Annotated in this window: 18 protein-coding genes; 10 read left to right on the forward strand and 8 right to left on the reverse strand. The window is 43.3% G+C overall.

Annotation, left to right across the window (positions count from 1 at the left end; all coding sequences use genetic code 11):
* Positions 1–52: 52 nt before the first annotated feature.
* The 3 genes from zipA (at position 53) to HOP38_RS03155 (ending at position 4,729) form a co-directional block, all read left to right on the forward strand.
* A complete protein-coding gene (gene zipA / locus HOP38_RS03145) occupies positions 53–1,051 on the forward strand; it encodes a cell division protein ZipA (RefSeq protein ID WP_198557407.1) in 999 nt (332 codons plus the stop codon).
* A 67-nt stretch (positions 1,052–1,118) separates the two neighbouring features.
* Positions 1,119–3,122: an NAD-dependent DNA ligase LigA gene (gene ligA / locus HOP38_RS03150; protein ID WP_198557408.1), complete on the forward strand. Its 2,004-nt coding sequence runs from the start codon at positions 1,119–1,121 to the stop codon at positions 3,120–3,122.
* A gap of 482 nt (positions 3,123–3,604) precedes the next feature.
* Complete coding sequence (locus tag HOP38_RS03155; protein WP_006075226.1) at positions 3,605–4,729, forward strand: porin; 1,125 nt, start codon at positions 3,605–3,607, stop codon at positions 4,727–4,729.
* A 199-nt stretch (positions 4,730–4,928) separates the two neighbouring features.
* Here HOP38_RS03155 and HOP38_RS03160 read toward each other — a convergent pair whose 3' ends face one another.
* The gene (locus HOP38_RS03160) at positions 4,929–5,558 is read right to left on the reverse strand and encodes a YccT family protein (RefSeq protein ID WP_198557409.1); all 630 of its coding nucleotides are present in this window, start codon (positions 5,556–5,558) and stop codon (positions 4,929–4,931) included.
* A 175-nt stretch (positions 5,559–5,733) separates the two neighbouring features.
* Here HOP38_RS03160 and cueR point away from each other — a divergent pair, with 175 nt between their 5' ends.
* Positions 5,734–6,144, forward strand: coding sequence for a Cu(I)-responsive transcriptional regulator (gene cueR / locus HOP38_RS03165; RefSeq protein ID WP_006075228.1), 411 nt, complete (start codon positions 5,734–5,736; stop codon positions 6,142–6,144).
* A 32-nt stretch (positions 6,145–6,176) separates the two neighbouring features.
* On the opposite strand, the gene HOP38_RS03170 is transcribed toward cueR, so the two are convergent.
* Together HOP38_RS03170 and HOP38_RS03175 are read right to left on the reverse strand one after the other, a co-directional pair.
* A complete protein-coding gene (locus tag HOP38_RS03170; protein WP_006075229.1) occupies positions 6,177–6,350 on the reverse strand; it encodes a hypothetical protein in 174 nt (57 codons plus the stop codon).
* Between the two features lie 400 nt (positions 6,351–6,750).
* Entirely contained in the window at positions 6,751–7,608 is an 858-nt protein-coding gene (locus HOP38_RS03175) for a TraB/GumN family protein (RefSeq protein WP_198557410.1), read from the reverse strand.
* A gap of 550 nt (positions 7,609–8,158) precedes the next feature.
* Here HOP38_RS03175 and HOP38_RS03180 point away from each other — a divergent pair.
* From HOP38_RS03180 to HOP38_RS03190, 3 genes are all read left to right on the forward strand, one after another.
* Positions 8,159–8,869: an oligogalacturonate-specific porin KdgM family protein gene (locus HOP38_RS03180; protein WP_062457002.1), complete on the forward strand. Its 711-nt coding sequence runs from the start codon at positions 8,159–8,161 to the stop codon at positions 8,867–8,869.
* A 222-nt stretch (positions 8,870–9,091) separates the two neighbouring features.
* Complete coding sequence (locus HOP38_RS03185; protein ID WP_006075232.1) at positions 9,092–9,445, forward strand: DUF2799 domain-containing protein; 354 nt, start codon at positions 9,092–9,094, stop codon at positions 9,443–9,445.
* A 320-nt stretch (positions 9,446–9,765) separates the two neighbouring features.
* A complete protein-coding gene (locus HOP38_RS03190) occupies positions 9,766–10,512 on the forward strand; it encodes a porin (RefSeq protein WP_198557411.1) in 747 nt (248 codons plus the stop codon).
* 55 nt (positions 10,513–10,567) lie between these two features.
* Here HOP38_RS03190 and HOP38_RS03195 read toward each other — a convergent pair whose 3' ends face one another.
* Together HOP38_RS03195 and HOP38_RS03200 are read right to left on the reverse strand one after the other, a co-directional pair.
* On the reverse strand, positions 10,568–11,017 hold the full coding sequence (locus tag HOP38_RS03195; protein WP_006075234.1) for a DUF411 domain-containing protein: 450 nt from the start codon (positions 11,015–11,017) through the stop codon (positions 10,568–10,570).
* A 57-nt stretch (positions 11,018–11,074) separates the two neighbouring features.
* Positions 11,075–13,804, reverse strand: coding sequence for a heavy metal translocating P-type ATPase (locus HOP38_RS03200; protein WP_198557412.1), 2,730 nt, complete (start codon positions 13,802–13,804; stop codon positions 11,075–11,077).
* Between the two features lie 163 nt (positions 13,805–13,967).
* On the opposite strand from HOP38_RS03200, the gene gltX reads away from it, so the two are divergent.
* Positions 13,968–15,395: a glutamate--tRNA ligase gene (gene gltX / locus HOP38_RS03205; RefSeq protein WP_038225397.1), complete on the forward strand. Its 1,428-nt coding sequence runs from the start codon at positions 13,968–13,970 to the stop codon at positions 15,393–15,395.
* Between the two features lie 105 nt (positions 15,396–15,500).
* Here the strand turns inward: gltX and dxs are convergent, their stop codons facing one another.
* From dxs to xseB, 3 genes are read right to left on the reverse strand one after another with little or no spacing between them, the layout of a single operon-like run.
* Positions 15,501–17,366 (reverse strand): 1-deoxy-D-xylulose-5-phosphate synthase, encoded by a 1,866-nt coding sequence (dxs, locus tag HOP38_RS03210; RefSeq protein ID WP_198557413.1) that lies wholly within the window; start codon positions 17,364–17,366, stop codon positions 15,501–15,503.
* 22 nt (positions 17,367–17,388) lie between these two features.
* Positions 17,389–18,273 (reverse strand): (2E,6E)-farnesyl diphosphate synthase, encoded by an 885-nt coding sequence (ispA, locus tag HOP38_RS03215; protein WP_198557414.1) that lies wholly within the window; start codon positions 18,271–18,273, stop codon positions 17,389–17,391.
* 20 nt (positions 18,274–18,293) lie between these two features.
* Complete coding sequence (gene xseB, locus HOP38_RS03220) at positions 18,294–18,536, reverse strand: exodeoxyribonuclease VII small subunit (RefSeq protein WP_006074254.1); 243 nt, start codon at positions 18,534–18,536, stop codon at positions 18,294–18,296.
* Between the two features lie 343 nt (positions 18,537–18,879).
* Between xseB and pomA the strand changes: the two genes are divergently transcribed.
* Both pomA and HOP38_RS03230 read left to right on the forward strand, forming a co-directional pair.
* The gene (gene pomA, locus HOP38_RS03225) at positions 18,880–19,644 is read left to right on the forward strand and encodes a flagellar motor protein PomA (RefSeq protein ID WP_031493735.1); all 765 of its coding nucleotides are present in this window, start codon (positions 18,880–18,882) and stop codon (positions 19,642–19,644) included.
* 40 nt (positions 19,645–19,684) lie between these two features.
* Positions 19,685–20,620: a flagellar motor protein MotB gene (locus tag HOP38_RS03230; protein ID WP_198557415.1), complete on the forward strand. Its 936-nt coding sequence runs from the start codon at positions 19,685–19,687 to the stop codon at positions 20,618–20,620.
* Positions 20,621–20,667 lie beyond the last annotated feature (47 nt).

Genomic DNA, 20,667 nt, shown 5'->3' on the forward strand with positions numbered 1-20,667 from the left:
CTGAGGTGTATTCACCTCATTAAGGACTATTTTTTAACGTTGAGAGCAAACAATGCAGGAATTGCGATTCGTACTCATTATTGTCGGTGCCCTAGCTATCGCGGCGCTGCTGTTCCATGGCCTATGGTCTAGCAAAAAAGAAGGACAGAAGAAGTTCGGTGATAGGCCGTTAGGAAAGTTGGATGACAACGCTGAGCAAGAAGACGAATACGTTGCGCCAGAAGACGATTTCGAAATTATAAGAAAAACGCGTAATGAACCTGACTTTGGTTTGAACCAACAACAGACTAATTATGATCCCTTAGACGATGTCGCCAGTCACTCTGAACAGAGCTTTGAGCATGAAGAGCAGATTCATCATCAACCTTTAGAAGAACAATTCGAAAAGCCTCCGGTCTCTGCATTATCAGAAGAAATGGTTGAAGAAGAGCTACCATCATTTTCGGCCAAAACCGATGTCGAACCCGAAGAGTTTGAAAAACTTGAACCTCAGCTAGATCTAAACAAATTCGATGATACTGACGAGGAATTGGAAACAAAACCTCAGCCTATTGAGGCATCAACCCCAACGTCGGCAAAGGAATCGAGTGCACCTATACAGGCTGAAAGTGAACCTGAAGAGCCCGAAATGCAGGTGATTGTGATGAACGTGCATTGTGCTGGTTCTGAAGATTTTGTTGGTACTCAGCTGTTTGATAGCATGCGCCAGAATGGTCTTATTTACGGTGAAATGGATATCTTCCATCGTCATGCCGATTTATCAGGCACAGGAAAAGTACTGTTTAGTGTGGCAAATATGATGCAGCCAGGTACGCTTCAACATAATGATCCAGCCACTTTTACTACCAAAGGTATCTCGTTCTTTATGACTCTACCTTGTTTTGGCGAAGCCGAGCAGAACTTCAAGTTGATGCTAAGAACAGCGCAGCAAATTGCTGATGATCTTGGGGGCAACGTTCTTGACGACAAGCGTAACTTAATGACACCGACAAGACTCGATGCCTACCGTAAACAAATTCAAGACTTTAACGCAGCGAAAGTAAGCGCGTAATCGTTCCACTTATGTTAGAGAAAAGGCTCCTCGGGAGCCTTTTTTATCCGTACTACCAAGGTATACCATGTCGCAACAACGATTAAATGAACTGAAAGAGCAACTTCACTATCATGGCGTGAAGTACTATGTAGAAGACAGCCCAGAGATTCCGGATGTCGAGTACGACAGACTAATGCAAGAATTGCTCGCTATTGAAGCTGAGCATCCTGATTGGGTAACTGTAGATTCGCCAAGTCAACGAGTCGGAGGGTTACCACTTGACAGTTTTACCCAAGTGAAACATGAAATACCGATGCTGTCTTTGGATAATGCTTTCTCAGATGAAGATTTAGATAGTTTTAATAAGCGCATTTGTGATCGCGTAAATCGAACCGATATTGGCGCTTATTGTTGCGAAGTAAAACTCGATGGATTAGCAGTGAGTTTACTTTATGAAAATGGTGTACTTGTTCAAGCTGCAACTCGAGGTGATGGAACCACGGGGGAGAACATCACAGAGAATGTTCGAACTATTAGTGCAATTCCACTGAAGCTGCAAGGCGACGACATTCCAGCGCGCATTGAAGTACGCGGTGAAGTATTTATGCCTAAAGCTGGGTTTGCAAAACTTAACGAACTTGCCGAAAGAAAAGGTGAGAAAGTGTTTGTAAACCCAAGAAATGCGGCAGCAGGTAGTTTACGTCAATTAGACTCTCGTATCACCGCAACTCGTCCTTTAAGCTTCTATGCCTATAGTCTGGGCATTGTTGAAGGTACCGAGTTACCAGCAAGTCATTTTGATCGTTTTCTAAAACTCAAATCTTTAGGCTTTCCAATGGGGCCTGAAACCAAACGCGTTAACAGTATTGAAGAAGTTAAAACCTACCACAAAGCGATCCAAGAAAAGCGTGATGAGCTTGAATATGAAATAGATGGCGTCGTCATTAAAGTTGACGACATTGCCCTACAAGAGCAGTTAGGTTTTGTGGCTCGAGCCCCTCGCTGGGCGATTGCCTACAAATTCCCCGCTCAAGAAGAAATTACCGTACTGAACTCTGTCGAGTTTCAGGTTGGACGCACCGGAGCCATTACCCCTGTTGCGAAGCTAGAGCCAGTGTTTGTTGGTGGCGTGACGGTGAGCAATGCTACCTTGCATAATGCCGATGAAATTGAGCGTTTGGGTGTGAAGGTTGGTGATAGTGTTATTATTCGCCGTGCTGGGGATGTTATTCCTCAAATTGTTTCTTATGTGCCAGAGCGTCGACCTGCGGATGCAAAAGAAATCGTTTTTCCTTCTGAGTGTCCGGTATGTGCATCTCTGATTGAACGCATTGAGGGAGAAGCAGTAGCCCGTTGTACCGGTGGTTTGGTTTGCCAAGCACAGCGTAAAGAAGCACTAAAACACTTTGTTTCTCGTAAGGCTTTAGACGTTGATGGTCTTGGGGAGAAAGTGATAGAGCAGCTTGTAGACAAAGAAATGGTCGAGACACCAGCAGATCTGTTCAAGTTATCTGCGGGGCAACTCACTATTTTAGAGCGTATGGGGCCGAAGTCCGCACAGAATGTCGTCAATGCCCTAAATGTGTCAAAAGAAACCACACTAGCGAGATTCCTGTACTCACTGGGGATTCGTGAAGTTGGTGAAGCCACCGCTGCGAATCTATCAACGCATTTTGAAACTTTAGAAAATGTGATGAACGCGACTCATGATCAGTTGATTGAAGTGCCTGATGTCGGTGAGATTGTTGCTAAGCATATTCGGTTCTTCTTTGCTGCTGAATCTAATCAAAAAGTAATTGAGGCATTGATTGCAGCAGGTATTCATTGGGCGGCAGTAGAAGCACCAGCGGAAGATACACCTCAACCACTTGCGGGCAAGACGGTGGTTTTAACAGGGTCGTTGTCACAGCTAAACCGCAATGATGCCAAGGCAGCACTTCAGGCGCTAGGGGCGAAAGTGACGGGAAGTGTTTCTAAGAAAACCGATATTTTATTTGCAGGAGAAAATGCAGGTTCTAAATTGGCTAAAGCACAAGAGCTCAATATTGAGATTAGAACTGAGGACGACCTAATAGAATTAATCGGCTGATTTAAGGAATAGAAAAAAGAGCTCCTAATATGGGGCTCTTTTTTTTGCGAGTGAGTTCAAATAATGATGGTTCTACTACGTCATAAATAAAAAACAATCGTATAAATAGCGTTTTTTTATTTAATTAAATTAAATAAAAAATCCATGCGATCCATATCACGAATGGCAATGTTGATGGTGTTTTAACTTCTTGAAAACAAAGGATGTAAAGCATTTCATTATAGCTGTGTTTGAAAAATAAGATCTTCATCAATAACCATGGTAAAAGTTTGTAGTGCGTCCTATTTTTTTTAGCTTAATTGATTTTGAAATTGATAATTTTCTCTGCGAAGTTAGTCTTGTGAATATGGATACACAAGGTGTAGACAGGAAAATTAACCAGTCTATTTTGGTTAAATAAATAAGGAAATATTTCACCCTTCGGCGGCCAACTTAAGAGTGAAATATAAAAAACAGCTATATCCATTTTTAGGAGTTATTCCATGGAAAAAATGTTTAAACGCACTCTTATCGGTGCAGCAGTGGCGTCTTTAACAATGGCGGGTGCAGTACAAGCGAAACCGGCAACAGATACAGTTGATCTTTATGGTCAAGTTGCATTGTCTGTATGGCAATATGGTGAAGATAAAATTGGTGGCGGTGATGCTCCACTGAAACTAGAAAATGAATCTCGCTTTGGTTTACGCGGTTCACATGAACTAGCACGTGGTCCTAAGTTTATTTGGCAATTGGAAGGTGGTAACGTTGGTGATGACGGTGCTGGTAGTGGTCTAGGTGTTCGTGATACCTATGGTGGTTTTGAGTTCGAGGAAGCTGGTCGCGTACGTATTGGTCGTATGTTGACACCACTCTATGAAATCATCGACTGGCCATACTCAGGTCAACGTGCTGGTGCTATTTTTGACTGGGGTGGCGATGTACTAGGTGGCGCACGCTATGATCGTCAATCTAATATGGTTCGTTATGACTCTGCTAACTTAGGAGGGTTTACATTCAACCTAGCAGCTGGTCGTGGTGATGAAGCAAGTGCTGACTCAAACTTCTATGGCTTAGGGGCGCACTATACTGTTGGAATGCTTACTCTACACGGTGGCTACGAGTACGGTAAGGATCGTAAGTTTGATACTCTCAACTCAGCTTACCAGAACTTCTTGAAGCAAAACCCTGGTGCTCCAATCATTGGTGATAAAGATACAGTTAATGGTCGTTCAGATACGCAAGCTGGATTGTTAGGTTTTGAGCTGAACTTTGACACATTTGCCTTTAATGGTGCATGGAAATACGAAGAAGCAGACTATAAAGAGTTGAAAGACAAAGACGATAATGATCTTCTACAGTATGGTTCGAAAATTTCTCAGAATAGCTACTCGTTAGGAGCTGTATTCAGTGGCGTTGAGAATTGGCAGTTCAAGCTTAATTATGCTGCGAATCTAGATCCTAAAATTGATAGTACCGATGCAGATGGCTATGCAGATTACATCGTTTCAGCACAGGCACTATATTTCTTGGATGACTCAGCGATTACCTATGTACGTCCTTATATGATTTCTAAAGACGAATCTTCAGCTGAATTCGGCTGGGGTCTAGGCGTAGAATACTACTTCTAAAATACAATCTGATACTGCCTTATACCTTCGGCTCCTAGAAATAGGGGCCGTTTTTTTTTTGTGTAATTCACAGTGAGATTAATAAATAGTTGTTTTGACGAAAATATAGAAGATGGACGTTAAATAAAGTTGAGTTAAGAAAAGGAGATCTCGCGATAAAATGAAAATGTGCCCGCGAGTGCGAGCACAGTCGGTTAAATTACTCTTCGAGGTTGCTGATTGCCCAAGTAAGAAACTTCTTTCTTTCTTCGTATGAGGCACTTTTGAAAGAGCGTTTTAAAGATTGGTACACATCACCATCAAGTTGGATGTCAGCGGTTTCTATTTTGGATTGTGAGTAGTGTGACAAGCTAGCAACAGCGTTGGTTTGATTGTAGTCTTTTACTTCTTGTGCCATATCCGCAGTTAGACTAAACGTTAAACCTAACTGATCTTTCTTCACGCCAACGAGGGGCTTTGAATCGCTAACAAGTTCAAAGGTAGGTTTACTATTGAACTCTACACCTTGTTGCAGTGTCTTAATGTTAGGCACGGATATAGAGATATCCTTATCTTTTGCATCAAATGTTGCAACTAAAGGTTGAGATTTAAATTTGGTTTTGTCTGAGCCCGTTTCCATAACTATTTTAGAAATTCTAAAAACCAGTTGGTTTACACCGTTATCGAGAACGATGTTGTCGTTACTATCGAAACCAAAGTTTGAGTAGCCAGCGTCTTTACCATTAACAGTGAGCAGTTGGATGCCAGACGGCACGTCAATGGTCACTGACGAGTAAGCTAGTGACGGTGCCAAAATTAGACTCGCAAGTAGTGTTTTTGTTAATTTCATTACCACTCCTTAGTACTTTGCCAATATGGCAATTCTCTTGTAGGGTCTGTTTCATCTTAGTTTTTTTACATCGCGAATAATAGCGTTGTTATGAAAGCAGAAAGCGTCTGTACAGAAATTTGCGAGTCACTTATCATTTGAATAATTGTGTAGGTTTGCCTAAGTGGAGTTCGATATGAACATCAGTGAAGTTGCTAAAAAGACCGGTCTAACAACGAAATCAATCCGACTGTATGAAGAAAAGAAAATCATCTCGTCACCGTTGAGAAGCGATAATGGCTATCGCATTTATTCGGCCAAGCATGTTGATGAACTAAGTGTTGTTGCTAAGGCCAAACGAGTCGGTTTTACGCTTGATGAGTGTCGCGATATGGTGTCGTTAGCCTTCAAAACGGACAGGACGAGTGCCGAAGTTAAACGTCGAACCAGCGAAAAACTTGCGGAAGTTAAACGCAAGATTTCAGAGTTGCAAGCTATTGAACAGCAACTGGAAGTCTGGCTTTCTCAGTGCCCGGGAGACACTAATTCGGCATGTCCAATCGTTGATGATTTGATGCAAGGCTGCAATACAAAAGTCCAAAACTGATGTTCGTACTATGCAGCCAAGGGCTTGATATATCAAAAGCGTTTTTGGCCACCTAAACGTTCGCAACGCTCAATCGGAGTATACGTTTGAGAGCCATCGCTTAGTTGGCAGTCGACATATGGACCTAATGCAGAACTGTTTGAGGCATGGGTGATTGGAGCAAGCGTCAGCATGATGCCGAAGATTAGTGCTGAGAAAATTTTCATAACGATCCCTTTCAATTATTCAATATTTAGAGGCATCTCGCACTTCGAGATAATCCTAAGTATGAACAAGAGAGAATAAAGATCAAAAAAAAGAGTAAGAATTAAAAAATTTTTAATTCCAAAAAAGTGGAACTTATTAATTGTGTGAAATTAATAACTATATGATTTAGATGGTAAAAATAATCTATAGTTTTATCATGTAGTATGGGGAAATGCCGCTCAACTACTTAAATTAACTTACTTAGTTTCTAGAACAATCTATGGCAATGATGGTTAACTAGTTGGTAATTAAGGAATCTAAGGAAATCTGATTTGCGGTGACGTGCTCCCAGCTCAAAAAGAGCTCGTTTTCGATGTTTTGTTCTAACTAGCCGGTAAAATGAGCGAATTTCGATAACAGTCAGTTGTCTTGACTGGAATCAGAGATCGAGCAATTTGCCTTGTTTGGTGTGGAAAGTAGGTTTATGGCATAACCTTGCTCTCCTAGCTGTTCAACAACACTGTGTTTTCCAACAAGGTGCAGAGCGCCCACAGCCACAAAATGGGTTCCTGCTTTGTATTCTTGTGATTGGCTTAATATCTCTACCCACTTTTCGTTCCGCTCGTAAATGAATGAATGATAGAAGTCATCGTTATAGGCCTCTGCTTGTAACACTTCTTCAAGGTTCTTTTTATCCCCCATACGCCAAGACTCGACTAAACATTGGATGCTTGCTTCACTATTTGGCCACTCTTGGATTGTTTGTTTCAACATATCTAATCCGTCATCAGGCTGATTTGCGAGTAAATCGATTTGAAATTGTAAACTCTCTAATCCCTTTATTGGTAATTGATGAGTGTTTGCCCACTGAACAAACTGCATATCAATGCCGAACTGAGGTTGATAGTTAAGAGATTGGAATTGTAATTGTTGTAAGGTTAAGGCTGCTTGCCAAGGTGGTAAGTTCAATATTTTAGTTGGAGCTAGGGAGGTCTGTTTTAAGATTTTAACTAATGTAGCTAAGTGTTCTTCGTCTAACATTTGCTTAGTACTGGGTTGTGGTTCTTGCGGGAAACGAACTTTTTCATTTAGGCGTGTTTCGACAACCAGGCTATCAGAGCTATCTAAAGCTTCTGTCACTTTTCTAGAAAATGGATCGAGTTTGGTATCCCCAACGTGAATTGTCCCCATGAGATAGAGGCGCTGTTCACCTTTGTCTGCTTGCCATAACAACGGTTCTGCATGAGAAAAAAATGAGATCAACAACAGAAGGTTCATGAATGAAGGCCCCAAGTGAGCTCTCTTTATATAACTCGAAATATATCTAAGCAATCTATTCACCACTTTCTGAACTACGGTTGAGTGTTCAGACTAACACAAGTTCGCTCCTCAAATGCCAAGGTTGAAGTAGAGAGTTACTGCTCTAGGTTGTTTTTCCTCGATAAAACTACTTTTTTAATGCGAATTAAATGCTGTTTTAAACCTAAAAGCACGTTTGATATCACGATTTTATAAGAGTTATTTTGGACTGGATGTGGTTTTTACGACATTTTTGTCATCAACATGGCGATATGAGTATGGTTTTTGTGACTTTCATCATAGGTAATTTTTCTTTGTGAATTTACGGTATTTTATATAACTTTTTTAAGTTGCTGTTTTTTATGTATTTATGTTTTTTGTCATTTTCCTGTTGTGATTTTGATCACTTTGGTGGGGTAATTATTTGTTAGCGCGAATTAAATCTAGTTATAGTGTGCTCAAGCCAGACGGCAGCATATCAAGGCAGCAACATAAGCTGCTCAAAACTAAAGCATATATAGGTGTTATAATGAAAAAAGTTCTCGCTCTTACCGCTCTTGCAGTTGCATCAACTAGCGCTTTCGCAGGCTCTTCTTACGTAACTGGTAACGTTCAATTTCACGATACGTACCTTCAAGGTTCTAAAGCAACGTCTACGCTAGAAGCCGGCCACACATTTGACTCTAACACTACGCTGTTAGTTGAGTTTGATGCTATTCCACTGGGTAAAGTACAAGATGGTGCTAGTCCACTACCAGCGACTACTTTGGGTGTTGAACAGGTCTTTAACGCAACTGACCACCTTTGGTTTGCGGCAGGTTACCATCACTTGATTCAAGGCGGTGAAACAATTCAATATCGCCCACTTATCAAGATCGGTTATAACTTCGATAACGGTCTTTCTTTGAGCAACCGTACTCGTATGCACATTAATAATCAACTAGATGGCCAAGCACGCAAGTCAGATACAGATGTTCGTTTGGACAACAAAATTGCTTATCAATTTGCTGATCAGCCTATTGCTCTTTCTTATAACAACGTATACGTAGTGGCTGGCGACAAAGATGCGAATGGCGATGATAAAGTTAATACGATGGATCACGAGCTTCGTGCAACTTGGACTCGTGATGGCGTACAACCATACTTTGAGTTCCGTAGCCAAGCTCACGGCCTAAAGAATGCTGACGGAAGCAGTGCAGTAAACAATGCTGTTGTGTTCGGTGCTTCATACGGCTTCTAATCTATCCCCCAAGATTGTTCATATTTCCATATTTAGGGCTCCGTCAGGAGCCTTTTTTCTGTTCTAAGTTCGGATTTAGAATAGAGGTGCCTCGCAATTTCTTTTTATCTGTTCCTTATCTTAAGAGTGACACGATAAAATACGTGAACGACACTGAACGAATACTCAAGTCATGGCGTACTAAACTTCTTGTTTTCAGTAATGACTTAAAAGGATGATGAGATGAACATTAAATTTCTTGTATCTAGCTTAATCACAGTTGTATTTATGAGTGGTTGTACACAGACAGCTTTTCCAACAGATGGGACGAGTGATTCATGGCAGACATTTGGTTATGAGCAGTCAAAAAAAGGCTACATGAAAAAAACACCTGAAGAATTAAGTGTCAATGATGCGGCTTTAGAAACGGCTTACTCTGAAGGGTATGAAAAAGGCCGAACTGAATACTGCGCGCAAGATGCCTACAAGTTAGGGATTATGGGGAAAAGCTATCTGGGGATTTGTGACGACCTCGATTGGCGATTCCGAATGAAGTATAACGATGGACGTTCAAATCAAAGTCTTGGTCGCTTATAGAGTAACTGAGGCGGTACGCTGATATAAATCTGAACGTTTAGTTTGTTTTAATAAATTTGCGGTTTACTGAGCAACTTTTACTTATCCTTACTGAGGTCGACTATTGGTCGTCCTTTGTCGTTTTTCTGTCCAGAAAATATGTCTTTCAGACGGTTTATTTACATAGCGAAGTTAGGGTTAAGCTAGTTGATTGAATTTCCAGTATTTATCTGATTTTTTGACAATTTGTGTCTTGCAGAGTCATGACTTTGTTAGAATTTGCCACAAGGTAAATCGAGCGTGAAGATGCGTTTTTTTCTGACTAAGTTAGGACTAACGTCTTGCGTAAAATTTCATTCTTGGCACTCGCATTTAGCTCGAGCAGCGCATTTGCTGCATCGTCATATATTGAAGGTAACATCCAGTTCAATAGCAGTTATCTCTATGATTCCAAAACCACAGCTAAGATGGCGGCAGGCCATACTTTTGATACGGATACAACGATTAAGTTCAAAATAGAAGATATTGCGATTGGTGCAACGCCTCACAGTGATGGTCACCATCACCACCATAACATGTACTATGGACACCGCGTGAGAGCTCCTTTGGTAACGCTAGGGGTAGAGCAGCGTTTTCAAATGTCGGACAACTTCTGGCTAGGGGCTGGATATGAACACCTAATGCAAGTGGGTGAAACCATGCAGTACCGTCCACTCTTTAAAATCGGCTATGACTTTGAGCAAGGTCTCTCTTTGAGTCATCGCACTCGAATCGAAGTTTATGCACAACATGACCGTTGGGGGTATAAGCCGGATACAGATTATCGATTTGATAACAAGATTGCCTATACGTTCCAAACGCACCCAGTGAAAATCCACTATAACAATGTGTACCATGCCATAGGAGCTTATGGTCCATACTACCCATACACGGACAGCACCATGGACCATGAGTTTAGGTTGACGTTAACGAAATACGCTTTTCAGCCGTATTTTGAGTACAAGAGTCAAGGGGATGTCAAAGTACCACGATATGGCCATGGTGTAGCGAATAGTGCATTTCTTATAGGTGGGATTTATAACTTTTAGCCAGAAAAACGCCACAGCGATTGCTGCGGCGTTTATCTAGTATCAGTGCTTCACGTTACATATTGTAAGCACGGAAACTGTAGACTTGACCTTTCTCATTGTAAGCATAAACATGATAAGGGTCTTTCTTGTCGCCATATTCCATACCTGGAGAACCAACGGGCATGCCTGGAACAGCGAGTCCCTTAGCGTTCTTAGGTGGGTTCTCTAGGAAAGCCTTGATGTCATCGGCTGGAATATGGCCTTCGAAAACATAGTCACCGATAACCGCCGTATGACACGATGCGAGTTCGGGCTTTATACCTAGTTTTTCTTTTATTGGGTTCATATTCTTATGCTCTTCAACCGTAACGTTAAATCCAGCATCTTCCATATGCTTCACCCATTCTTTACAGCAGCCACAATAAGGTGACTTATACGTGAGCATATCCGTGGCAAACGCTGAACCTGTTACCATCGCAAACGACAGTGTTGCTAGTTTGAATAGACGTGTTTGCTTTGACATATTGAATCCTTTTAACAAGTAATTATTGGCTATATCGTTATCGGTTAACCAACTCGATTAGCCTTTATATTGAAAGTTTCTGAGTCTATTTGCGTTGCTGACAACGGTAATAGAGGACAGTGCCATAGCTGCTCCAGCAAAAACAGGGCTGAGCAGAAAACCAAAAATCGGGTAAAGAATCCCTGCTGCAATCGGGATCCCTAACGAGTTATAGATAAATGCACCAAATAGGTTTTGTTTTATGTTCTTCACTGTCGCCTTAGACAGTGAAATAGCGTATGCCACAGTCGCAGGGTTACTATTAAGCAATGTCATTGGCGCACTTTCGATGGCCACGTCACTCCCTGAGCCCATGGCAATACCGACATCAGCAAGTGCTAAAGCAGGTGCGTCATTGATGCCATCACCAACCATAGCGACAGGCCCAAACTTAGCCTTGAGTGACTCTACATGAGCGGATTTCTCATCTGGTAATACCTCAGAAACCACCTCGTCGATACCAAGCTTCTTAGCGATTACGTTAGCAACATGTCGGTTGTCACCAGTTAGCATCACAGTATGAATGCCTTGCTGTTTCAATGATGCCACTGCAGAAGCCGCTTCTGGTTTAAGCTCATCGGCGATTGCAATAACAGCTACGGCTGAATTATCGATAACTACGACCACTGGTGTCGCAGCCATATTTGCTGCTTCATCGAGGCCACTTTGAATCGGCGTTGTATCAATGTTCAAACTTTGTACGTGATTGAGCGATGCAATGGTTATTTGCTTATCGTCAACTATCCCTTTAACCCCTTTGCCCTTAAGATTCTCAAATTGTTGGGGCTCACTTGTGTCAGTGGCAGACCAATATCGAGTGACCGCTTTCGCTAGAGGATGTTCCGAACGTTTTTCTAATGGCAATACCAATTTGGCCAGCTCATGTGCTGATAGGTTCGATGTAAATACTCGCTGTACGGTTGGTTGACCCATGGTCAGTGTGCCGGTTTTATCGAATACGACGACTTTTACTTTACTTAGCTTTTGTAAGGCGTCGGCATCTTTAATTAATACTCCTGCTTGGGCTGCTTTGCCTATACCTACAGTAATAGACAGCGGTGTTGCCAAACCTAATGCGCATGGGCAGGCGATGATAAGTACTGTTGTCGTCACAACAAGCATATAACTGGCTCTAGGCTCTGGTCCGACAAAGAACCAAACTGCCGCGGCTAACAAAGCGATAACCACAACGACGGGAACAAATACTGCTGAGATAGAGTCTGCTAATTTGGCAATGGCAGGTTTACTGCTTTGCGCTTCCCTTACTAGGTTAATTATACGCGACAACATAGTATCTGCGCCCACACCTGTTGCTTTGATAACCAAGCTACCATCGGTGTTTAATGTGCCTGCAGACACCGTGTCATTAATATCTTTTGCTGCGGCCACAGGTTCACCCGTCAACATGGATTCATCAATATAGCTGTGTCCTTCAAGTACTAGTCCATCAACAGGAACTTTTTCACCTGGCTTTATTCTAAGCAGCATCCCAAGACGAATATCGGACACTGCCATAGACTGATCTTGACCATCAATAATGGCAGTCGCATATTGTGGTTGAAGGTTCATTAGCGCTTGAAGCGACTGATTGGTTTTAGACTTTGCTTTGGCTTCGATGTAGTGCCCGAGAGATATTAATCCCACAATCATCGCGCTTGCCTCAAAATAAACATGTCTAGATTGATGTGGGAACCAACTAGGCTTAACCACCACTAACATAGAGTAAAACCATGCTGCGCCCGTGCCTAACGCGACGAGGGTATCCATCGTTGCTCGTTTGTGTGTTAGCGCTTTATAAGCATTTACATAGAAGTCGCGCCCGGCAGTAGCGAGTAGCCATAAACAGATGACACCAATTAGCCCCCAGGTCATTTGGTCTAGAGGGTTGCGGATCATCATATTGCCACCTAATACTCCCCAAAGCATGAGCGGAGCACCAATGGCTAAGGCAACAATAGTGTGCTTTTTTTGAGTCGCTTGATGGTCTAAAAGTGCTTGCTGTTGCTGACTTTGGCTTGTGGCTAAGTCTTGAACTAGCTCCCCTTGATAACCAGCACTCGAAACCGCAGCGAGCAAAGCGTCATTGATGCTTTCTACATCTTTGGAAGCTACTACCAAAGCACTTTGTTCAGCAAGGTTAACGCGAGCGTTCTCGACGCCATCAACACTGGCTAGTGCTTTCTCTACCGAGCTCACACAGCTTGCACAAGTCATTCCATGAATCAGGTAATGAAGTCTGTAGCCTTCTTGTGTTAACAGCAGTTCGTCATTTGACTCGTTTAGCAACGAGATATCAGGAGAAATAGGCTCAATACTTTCGCTTTGCGTAGACGTATCAAGGTCATTGCCGCTGGTAGAATTAGCCTCTTGCTTTGCTTGATATCCGACAGCTTCTACGCTATCGATAATAGTTAGCGGATTATCTAATGTTGCAATGGTCAACTCTGATTTACTCAAAGAGAGAATTTCGCAATCTTCCAATGATTCAAGTTGAGTGCGCAATTTCGCTACACATTTTCCGCAGTTCAGGCCTGAAAGTGCAAAGTGCCATACGGGAATGGCATGGTAGTTAAGGGATTGGACTATGGAAATAATGTCTTGGACATCCGACGAACTCTCCACGATAAGTTGTTCAGTGGTGAGTGTTTTGATATCCATCGATAGCGGGGAGGCATCGAGTGCTTTTTGCAGCTTATTCACGCACCCCATACAGGAGAGTCCTGATAGATTTAGCGTATATTGATTCATAAAACACCTCGAAGAAATATTGAACTGTGACTAACGATAAACCTTACCGCAAGGGTAAGGTCAAGCTATTGATTGTAGATTTAGCTTAAGGTGATAAAATAGCGCCCAAATTTGCAACGCACGATGAAGCGCATCGTGCGACGTTGACAACAAGGTACATTCGATGACGGTTAAAACACGTTTTGCTCCTAGCCCTACAGGCTATCTTCATGTCGGTGGTGCACGTACTGCACTGTATTCTTGGCTATTTGCTAAAAACCAAGGCGGCGAATTCGTTCTTCGTATCGAAGACACCGATCTAGAGCGTAACTCGCAACAAGCAGTGGATGCGATCTTGGAAGGCATGCAGTGGATGGGTTTGGAATGGGACGAGGGTCCTTATTACCAATCTAAGCGTTTTGATCGATACAATGAAATGGTTGATAAGCTACTTGCGGAAGACAAAGCATATAAATGTTATGCGCCGAAAGAGTTGCTAGAAGAGATTCGTGCAGAGCAAGAAGCGAACAAAGAAATTCCTCGCTATGATGCGAACCACCCTAAAATTGTTGCAGCGAACGCAGCAGCAAAAGAAGGTGACCCGTGTGTTATTCGCTTCCGCAATCCGAAAGAGGGTAGCGTGGTGTTTGATGACCAAATCCGTGGTCGCATTGAAATCTCAAACAGCCAAATGGACGACCTGATTATTCGTCGTACCGATGGCGCGCCAACATATAACTTTGTGGTAGTGGTTGATGATTGGGATATGGGTATTACACATGTTGTTCGTGGTGAAGATCACATCAACAACACGCCTCGTCAAATCAACATCTATGAAGCTCTAGGTGCTCCAGTACCTACATTTGCACACTGTGCAATGATTCTGGGTGATGATGGTGCGAAACTGTCTAAGCGCCACGGCGCGGTTTCTGTGATGCAGTATCGTGATGAAGGCTACCTTCCGAATGCTTTGAACAACTACTTGGTGCGTCTAGGTTGGTCTCATGGTGACCAAGAAATCTTCTCACAAGAAGAGATGATCGAACTGTTCTCTTTGAATGCTATTTCAAAATCAGCATCTGCGTTCAATACTGACAAACTAAACTGGTTGAACAACCATTACATCAAGACATCTGAGCCAGAGTATGTGGCAAAGTATCTACAATGGCACCTTGATGAGCAAAAGCTAAACACAGAGAATGGCCCTGCTATCACAGAAGTCATTAAGCTAGTTGGTGAGCGTTGCAATACATTGGTTGAACTTGCACAGCAAATCCGTTACTTCTACGAAGATTTCTCTGAGTTCGAAGCTGGTGCTGCGAAGAAACATCTACGCGGTGTAGCTAAAGCGCCTTTAGAAGCTGCGCTAGCGAAAGTAGAAGCGTTGGAAGAGTGGACAACAGTAAATATTAAAGAGCAAGTCATTGCCGCGGTCTGTGAAGAATTAGAAATTGGTATGGGTAAAATCGGTATGCCACTTCGCGTAGCAGTAACAGGCGGTGGTCAATCTCCATCGGTTGATGCAGTTATGGAACTGGTTGGCAAAGAGCGTGTTATTGCTCGCATTAAGATGGCTTTAGCATTTATTGCTGAGCGTGAAGCGAACGCTTAATTACTCCTAATCTAAGATATTGAAAAGGCCGCAATAAATATTGCGGCCTTTTTTTCATAAAAACAAAAAAGCGACTCACAAGCCGCTTTTCATATGGAAGTAAGATTACTTCTCTAGATAGTCTCGAATGGATTTTTCTATACCCACCGCATCCAATCCAAGCTCTGCGTGCAACTCATCTTGAGTGCCTTGAGCGACAAACCTGTCAGGAAGTCCTAGGTTTAGGACGGGCTTCATTAGTTTCTCACTCATCATGAACTCAATTACGCCAGCGCCAGCACCACCTGCAATAGCGTTTTCTTCTAGAGTAACTATGACGTCGTGACTATTGCAAAGCTCTCTAATTAGCGCTTCATCAAGCGGTTTGACAAAACGCATATCAGCGACGGTAGCATTGATGTTCTCCGCCGCGATAAGCGCATTATCTAAGAAAGTGCCGAAGGATAATATCGCTACTTTTTCGCCTTCACGTACGGTGCGACCTTTGCCTATTTCTAGAGCGGTAAATTCAGCTTCTGGTGTTGTTCCATTGCCCCCACCACGTGGGTAGCGTACGGCACTTGGACCATTGTGCATGTGACCAGTGTAGAGCATCTGGCGACATTCATTTTCATCACTTGGTGCCATGATGACCATGTTAGGGATGCAGCGCATAAAGCTTAAGTCGAAGGCACCTTGGTGAGTTTGACCATCAGCGCCGACTAATCCTGCTCGGTCGATAGCAAACATTACAGGCAAATCCATAATAGCAACATCGTGGATCAGTTGGTCATAGCCGCGCTGTAAGAACGTAGAGTAAATGGCAACGATTGGGCGGTTACCAGCAATAGCCATACCAGTGGCTAATGTCACGGCGTGTTGCTCTGCAATCGCGACATCGAAATATTGGCTCGGATACTCTTTCGAGAAACGTACCATGCCAGAGCCTTCACGCATGGCAGGAGTAATTGCCATTAATGAAGGGTCTTTGGCTGCCATATCACATAGGAAATCGCCAAAGATCTTTGAATAGGTTGGTTTGCTTGAGCTGCTTTTTGGCAGACAGGAGTGAGAAGGATCGAACTTAGGTACGCCATGGTAACCGATTGGATCTTTCTCAGCTGGTTCGTATCCTTTACCTTTCTTGGTCATAATGTGCAGGAACTGCGGGCCTTTAAGCTCACGCATGTTCTTCAACGTTTTAACCAGTTCATTGACATCATGACCATCAACAGGGCCGATGTAGTTGAAGCCTAGCTCCTCAAATAGCGTGCCCGGAACGATCATACCTTTTAAATGTTCTTCTGTACGACGAACTAGCTCTTTAATTGGTGGCAAACCAGATAGTGCTTTCTTACCGCCTTCACGAATCGAAGTGTATAAACTACCAGATAAGACCTGAGCGAGGTGGTTGTTTAGAGCGCCAACGTTTTCTGAAATCGACATTTCGTTATCATTGAGGATTACGAGCATATCAGGATGAACATCACCAGCGTGGTTGAGTGCTTCAAATGCCATTCCTGCAGTAATGGCGCCGTCGCCAATAACGCTGACCACTTTACGGTCTTTGCCTTCTTTAGCCGCAGAGATGGCAATACCAAGTCCCGCACTGATAGATGTGGATGAGTGGCCAACGGATAAAACGTCGTACTCACTTTCTTCACGCCAAGGGAAAGGGTGAAGCCCATCTTTTTGTCGGATCGTCGACATCTTCTCGCGTCGACCCGTCAAAATTTTGTGTGGATAAGCCTGATGGCCCACATCCCAAATCAATTGGTCGAAAGGCGTGTTATATACGTAATGTAGGGCGACAGTTAATTCAACCGTCCCTAAGCCAGAAGCTAGGTGTCCGCTTGATTGGCTCACAGAGTTTAACAAATACGTTCTTAGCTCCTCACAAAGCTTCGGAAGTGACTCTTTTGGCATCAAGCGAAGTTCTTCCGGTGTATTTGCTAATGTCAGTGTTGGATATTTTGAAATATCAAGTGTCATAGTGTTAGCGCTTTAATTCTGTTTAGTTGTTGCGCTCGATGACATATCGGGCGAAATCTTCGAGTAATTGAGTATTGTAGGGTATAGCCTCTAAAGCACAAAGTGCTTCTTCAAAAAGCTGCGCTGCTTTTTGCTGAGCCCCTTCTAATCCTAGCAAAGCAGGGTAGGTACTTTTGTTAAGTTCGACGTCCGAACCCTGAGGTTTACCTAAGGTTTCCGTGTCACCGACAATATCTAGAATATCGTCTTGCACCTGAAACGCGAGTCCAATTGCATCAGCGTAATTTTCCAACTGAGGCAGGTATTGACCCCCTTTATCCCCAGCTGCCAAAGCACCTAACTGAACAGCGCACTTAATCAGTGCCCCTGTTTTATGACGATGTATACGCTCAAGCTCTTCCAGCGTCACATTGCGGTTCTCTGCTTCTAGATCGAGTGCTTGCCCAATGCACATACCAGCAGCACCTGAAGCGTGAGCAAGCTTTTGTACCATAGTAATACGTTGCTCATTGGCAAAGGATGCCAATTCACCTTCAGATAAAATGGTAAAGGCCAGTGTTTGCAGAGCATCACCAGTTAGAATAGCAGTCGCTTCATCGAATTGAATATGGCAAGTCGCTTGACCTCGACGGAGTTCGTCATCATCCATTGCAGGAAGATCATCGTGGATCAATGAATAGGCATGGATACACTCAATAGCAGCGGCCGGAGTATCTAATTGTTCATTGGTGCAACCAAAAATCTGTCCGGTAGCATAAACAAGGAAAGGGCGAGCACGTTTACCGCCAAGTAGCAATGCATATCGCATTGCTTCTATTAATCTTTGTTCTTGGAAAGGGTAGAGGTCGAGCCAAGCGTCCAGTTGCTCGTTATTACGTTGTTGATAAGACTTTAAAGCCTCAATCATGGGGATACTCACTTTTGTTTCTATTCCGCTGACTGGGAGAAGTCATCAAGTTCTGCATCGTCATCTTTGGCTAGCAGGATGCTGACTTTTTGTTCTGCTTCTGTAAGCTTATGTTGCCCAGCACGAGCTAAAGCGATACCACGTTCAAACTTCTTCAAAGCGTCGTCCAATGCAAGGTCACCATTTTCTAATTGTTCGACAAGCATATCTAGCTCATCCACTGTCGCTTCAAACGACATGTTCTCTGGTTTTTTCGTCGCCATAACTTACTTGTTTTATCAGAAATGTTCGAACGTTACATTAGCCTTAACGGATGGTCAAACTAATGGTGCCAAAAATGTAACCAAGATGCTTTCCACTTTTTGTTTCTGCTACAAATTTGTTCAACAGGATGGATATAGAAACTGGGGAAGGTGTTGTTTTACGGCGATTTCTCGAATTGACTCCGGCTAAAAGAAGAGGGAACAGGGAATTTTGTGATTTTCAGGTCATAAATTACTTAAAGATATGGGCATGTGGTCGATAACCTGAATATAACGCGATAGACTCGTGCGGATATTCAGGTTCGTCAATGTCGATTGATGGCAATTATTTATGGAGTGTTGAGTGGATTTAGCAACGCTGATAGGCCTAATTGGTGGGGCCGCTTCGATCATTATGGCGATGGTGCTGGGTGGCAGCATCATGACTTACTACGATACCACGTCGGTATTCATCGTAATCGGTGGTTCGACATTTGTGGTGTTGATGAAGTTCACTCTGAGCCAGTTCTTTAGTGCAACGAAGATTGCTGGCAAAGCGTTCATGTTCAAAACCGATGAACCTGAAGACTTAATCGCGAAAATCGTCGAAATGGCGGATGCGGCACGTAAAGGTGGTTTCCTAGCTTTAGAGGAAATGGATATTCAGAACAGCTTTATGCAAAAAGGCATCGATCTATTGGTTGATGGTCACGATGCAGAAGTTGTGCGTAACGCGATGCAAAAAGACATCGCATTAACCGATGAACGCCATGTGAAAGGAGCGGGCGTTTTTAAGGCATTTGGTGATGTTTCTCCTGCAATGGGAATGATCGGTACCCTCATTGGTCTGGTTGCGATGCTTTCTAACATGGACGATCCGAAGTCGATTGGTCCTGCAATGGCGGTGGCACTTTTAACAACCTTGTATGGGGCGATTCTTTCCAACATGCTTTTCTTCCCGATTGCTGACAAGCTTACGTTGCGTCGCGAGCAAGAAAAACTCAATCGTCGTTTGATCATGGATGGTGTATTGGCGATTCAAGATGGTCAAAACCCTCGCGTGATTGATGGCTATTTGAAAAACTACCTCAATGAGAGCAAGCGAGCCTTTGATTTGGACGGTGAGTAAACATGCTGGTCTCACATATTAAATTGGCGTAGGAGGAGCTGTGGAAGAGGAACAAAAATGCGATTGTCCACCACCGGGTCTTCCCCAATGGATGGGCACATTTGCGGATTTGATGTCGCTACTCATGTGCTTCTTTGTACTTCTGTTGTCATTTTCTGAGATGGATGTACTGAAGTTCAAGCAGATTGCGGGCTCTATGAAGTTTGCCTTCGGGGTACAAAATCGCCTTGAGGTGAAAGATATTCCTAAGGGTACCAGCATCATCGCACAAGAATTCCGACCAGGTCGCCCTGAACCAACGCCAATTGACGTCATTATGCAGCAGACCATGGACATCACTCAGCAAACGCTGGAGTTTCATGAAGGTGAGTCAGATCGCGCTGGTGGTAATCAGCGAGACGATGGCAAAATGACGGGTGGTCAAACAGCGGATAGGACTCAAAAGAACCAGATTGGTACGGCATCGGCACAGAACGAACAAGAAAATGAAGATCTCGATAAACTAGAAGAGATCATCAAGAAAGCGTTGCAACAAGAGATTAAACAGGGTGCTGTTGAAGTAGACAACTTGGGACAACAACTGGTGATTCGGATTCAAGAAAAAGGAGCTTTCCCAGAGGGGTCGGCCTTCTTGCAGCCTAAATTTAGACCTCTTGTTCGTCAGGTTGCTGATTTAGTTAAGGATATACCTGGCCAAGTCCGTGTGTCAGGGCATACGGATAACTTGCCTTTGGATTCTGAGCTGTACCGTTCTAATTGGGATTTATCGTCTCAGCGAGCTGTTTCTGTTGCCCAAGAGATGGAGAAAGTAAAAGGCTTCTCTCATCAAAGGTTGCGAGTGCTGGGAGTGGCTGATACCGAACCTTTGGGCCCGAATGATACTGAGCGACAGAGAGCGCGCAACCGCCGTGTTGAAATCAGTATTATGCAAGGGGAGCCAGTGTACACTGATGAGGTGTCTGCAGACGGTCAATAAAATGTGCACTATTACTATGAAACACCAGCGTTCAGCGCTGGTGTTTT

It is taken from the genome of Vibrio mediterranei (assembly GCF_013364395.1).
GTDB lineage: Bacteria > Pseudomonadota > Gammaproteobacteria > Enterobacterales > Vibrionaceae > Vibrio > Vibrio mediterranei.

Coding starts and splice junctions, on each gene's coding strand:
- zipA (WP_198557407.1), top strand. CDS start 53: ATGCAGGAATTGCGATTCGTACTCATTATTGTCGGTGCCCTAGCTATC.
- ligA (WP_198557408.1), top strand. CDS start 1,119: ATGTCGCAACAACGATTAAATGAACTGAAAGAGCAACTTCACTATCAT.
- HOP38_RS03155 (WP_006075226.1), top strand. CDS start 3,605: ATGGAAAAAATGTTTAAACGCACTCTTATCGGTGCAGCAGTGGCGTCT.
- HOP38_RS03160 (WP_198557409.1), bottom strand. CDS start 5,558: ATGAAATTAACAAAAACACTACTTGCGAGTCTAATTTTGGCACCGTCA.
- cueR (WP_006075228.1), top strand. CDS start 5,734: ATGAACATCAGTGAAGTTGCTAAAAAGACCGGTCTAACAACGAAATCA.
- HOP38_RS03170 (WP_006075229.1), bottom strand. CDS start 6,350: ATGAAAATTTTCTCAGCACTAATCTTCGGCATCATGCTGACGCTTGCT.
- HOP38_RS03175 (WP_198557410.1), bottom strand. CDS start 7,608: ATGAACCTTCTGTTGTTGATCTCATTTTTTTCTCATGCAGAACCGTTG.
- HOP38_RS03180 (WP_062457002.1), top strand. CDS start 8,159: ATGAAAAAAGTTCTCGCTCTTACCGCTCTTGCAGTTGCATCAACTAGC.
- HOP38_RS03185 (WP_006075232.1), top strand. CDS start 9,092: ATGAACATTAAATTTCTTGTATCTAGCTTAATCACAGTTGTATTTATG.
- HOP38_RS03195 (WP_006075234.1), bottom strand. CDS start 11,017: ATGTCAAAGCAAACACGTCTATTCAAACTAGCAACACTGTCGTTTGCG.
- HOP38_RS03200 (WP_198557412.1), bottom strand. CDS start 13,804: ATGAATCAATATACGCTAAATCTATCAGGACTCTCCTGTATGGGGTGC.
- gltX (WP_038225397.1), top strand. CDS start 13,968: ATGACGGTTAAAACACGTTTTGCTCCTAGCCCTACAGGCTATCTTCAT.
- dxs (WP_198557413.1), bottom strand. CDS start 17,366: ATGACACTTGATATTTCAAAATATCCAACACTGACATTAGCAAATACA.
- ispA (WP_198557414.1), bottom strand. CDS start 18,273: ATGATTGAGGCTTTAAAGTCTTATCAACAACGTAATAACGAGCAACTG.
- xseB (WP_006074254.1), bottom strand. CDS start 18,536: ATGGCGACGAAAAAACCAGAGAACATGTCGTTTGAAGCGACAGTGGAT.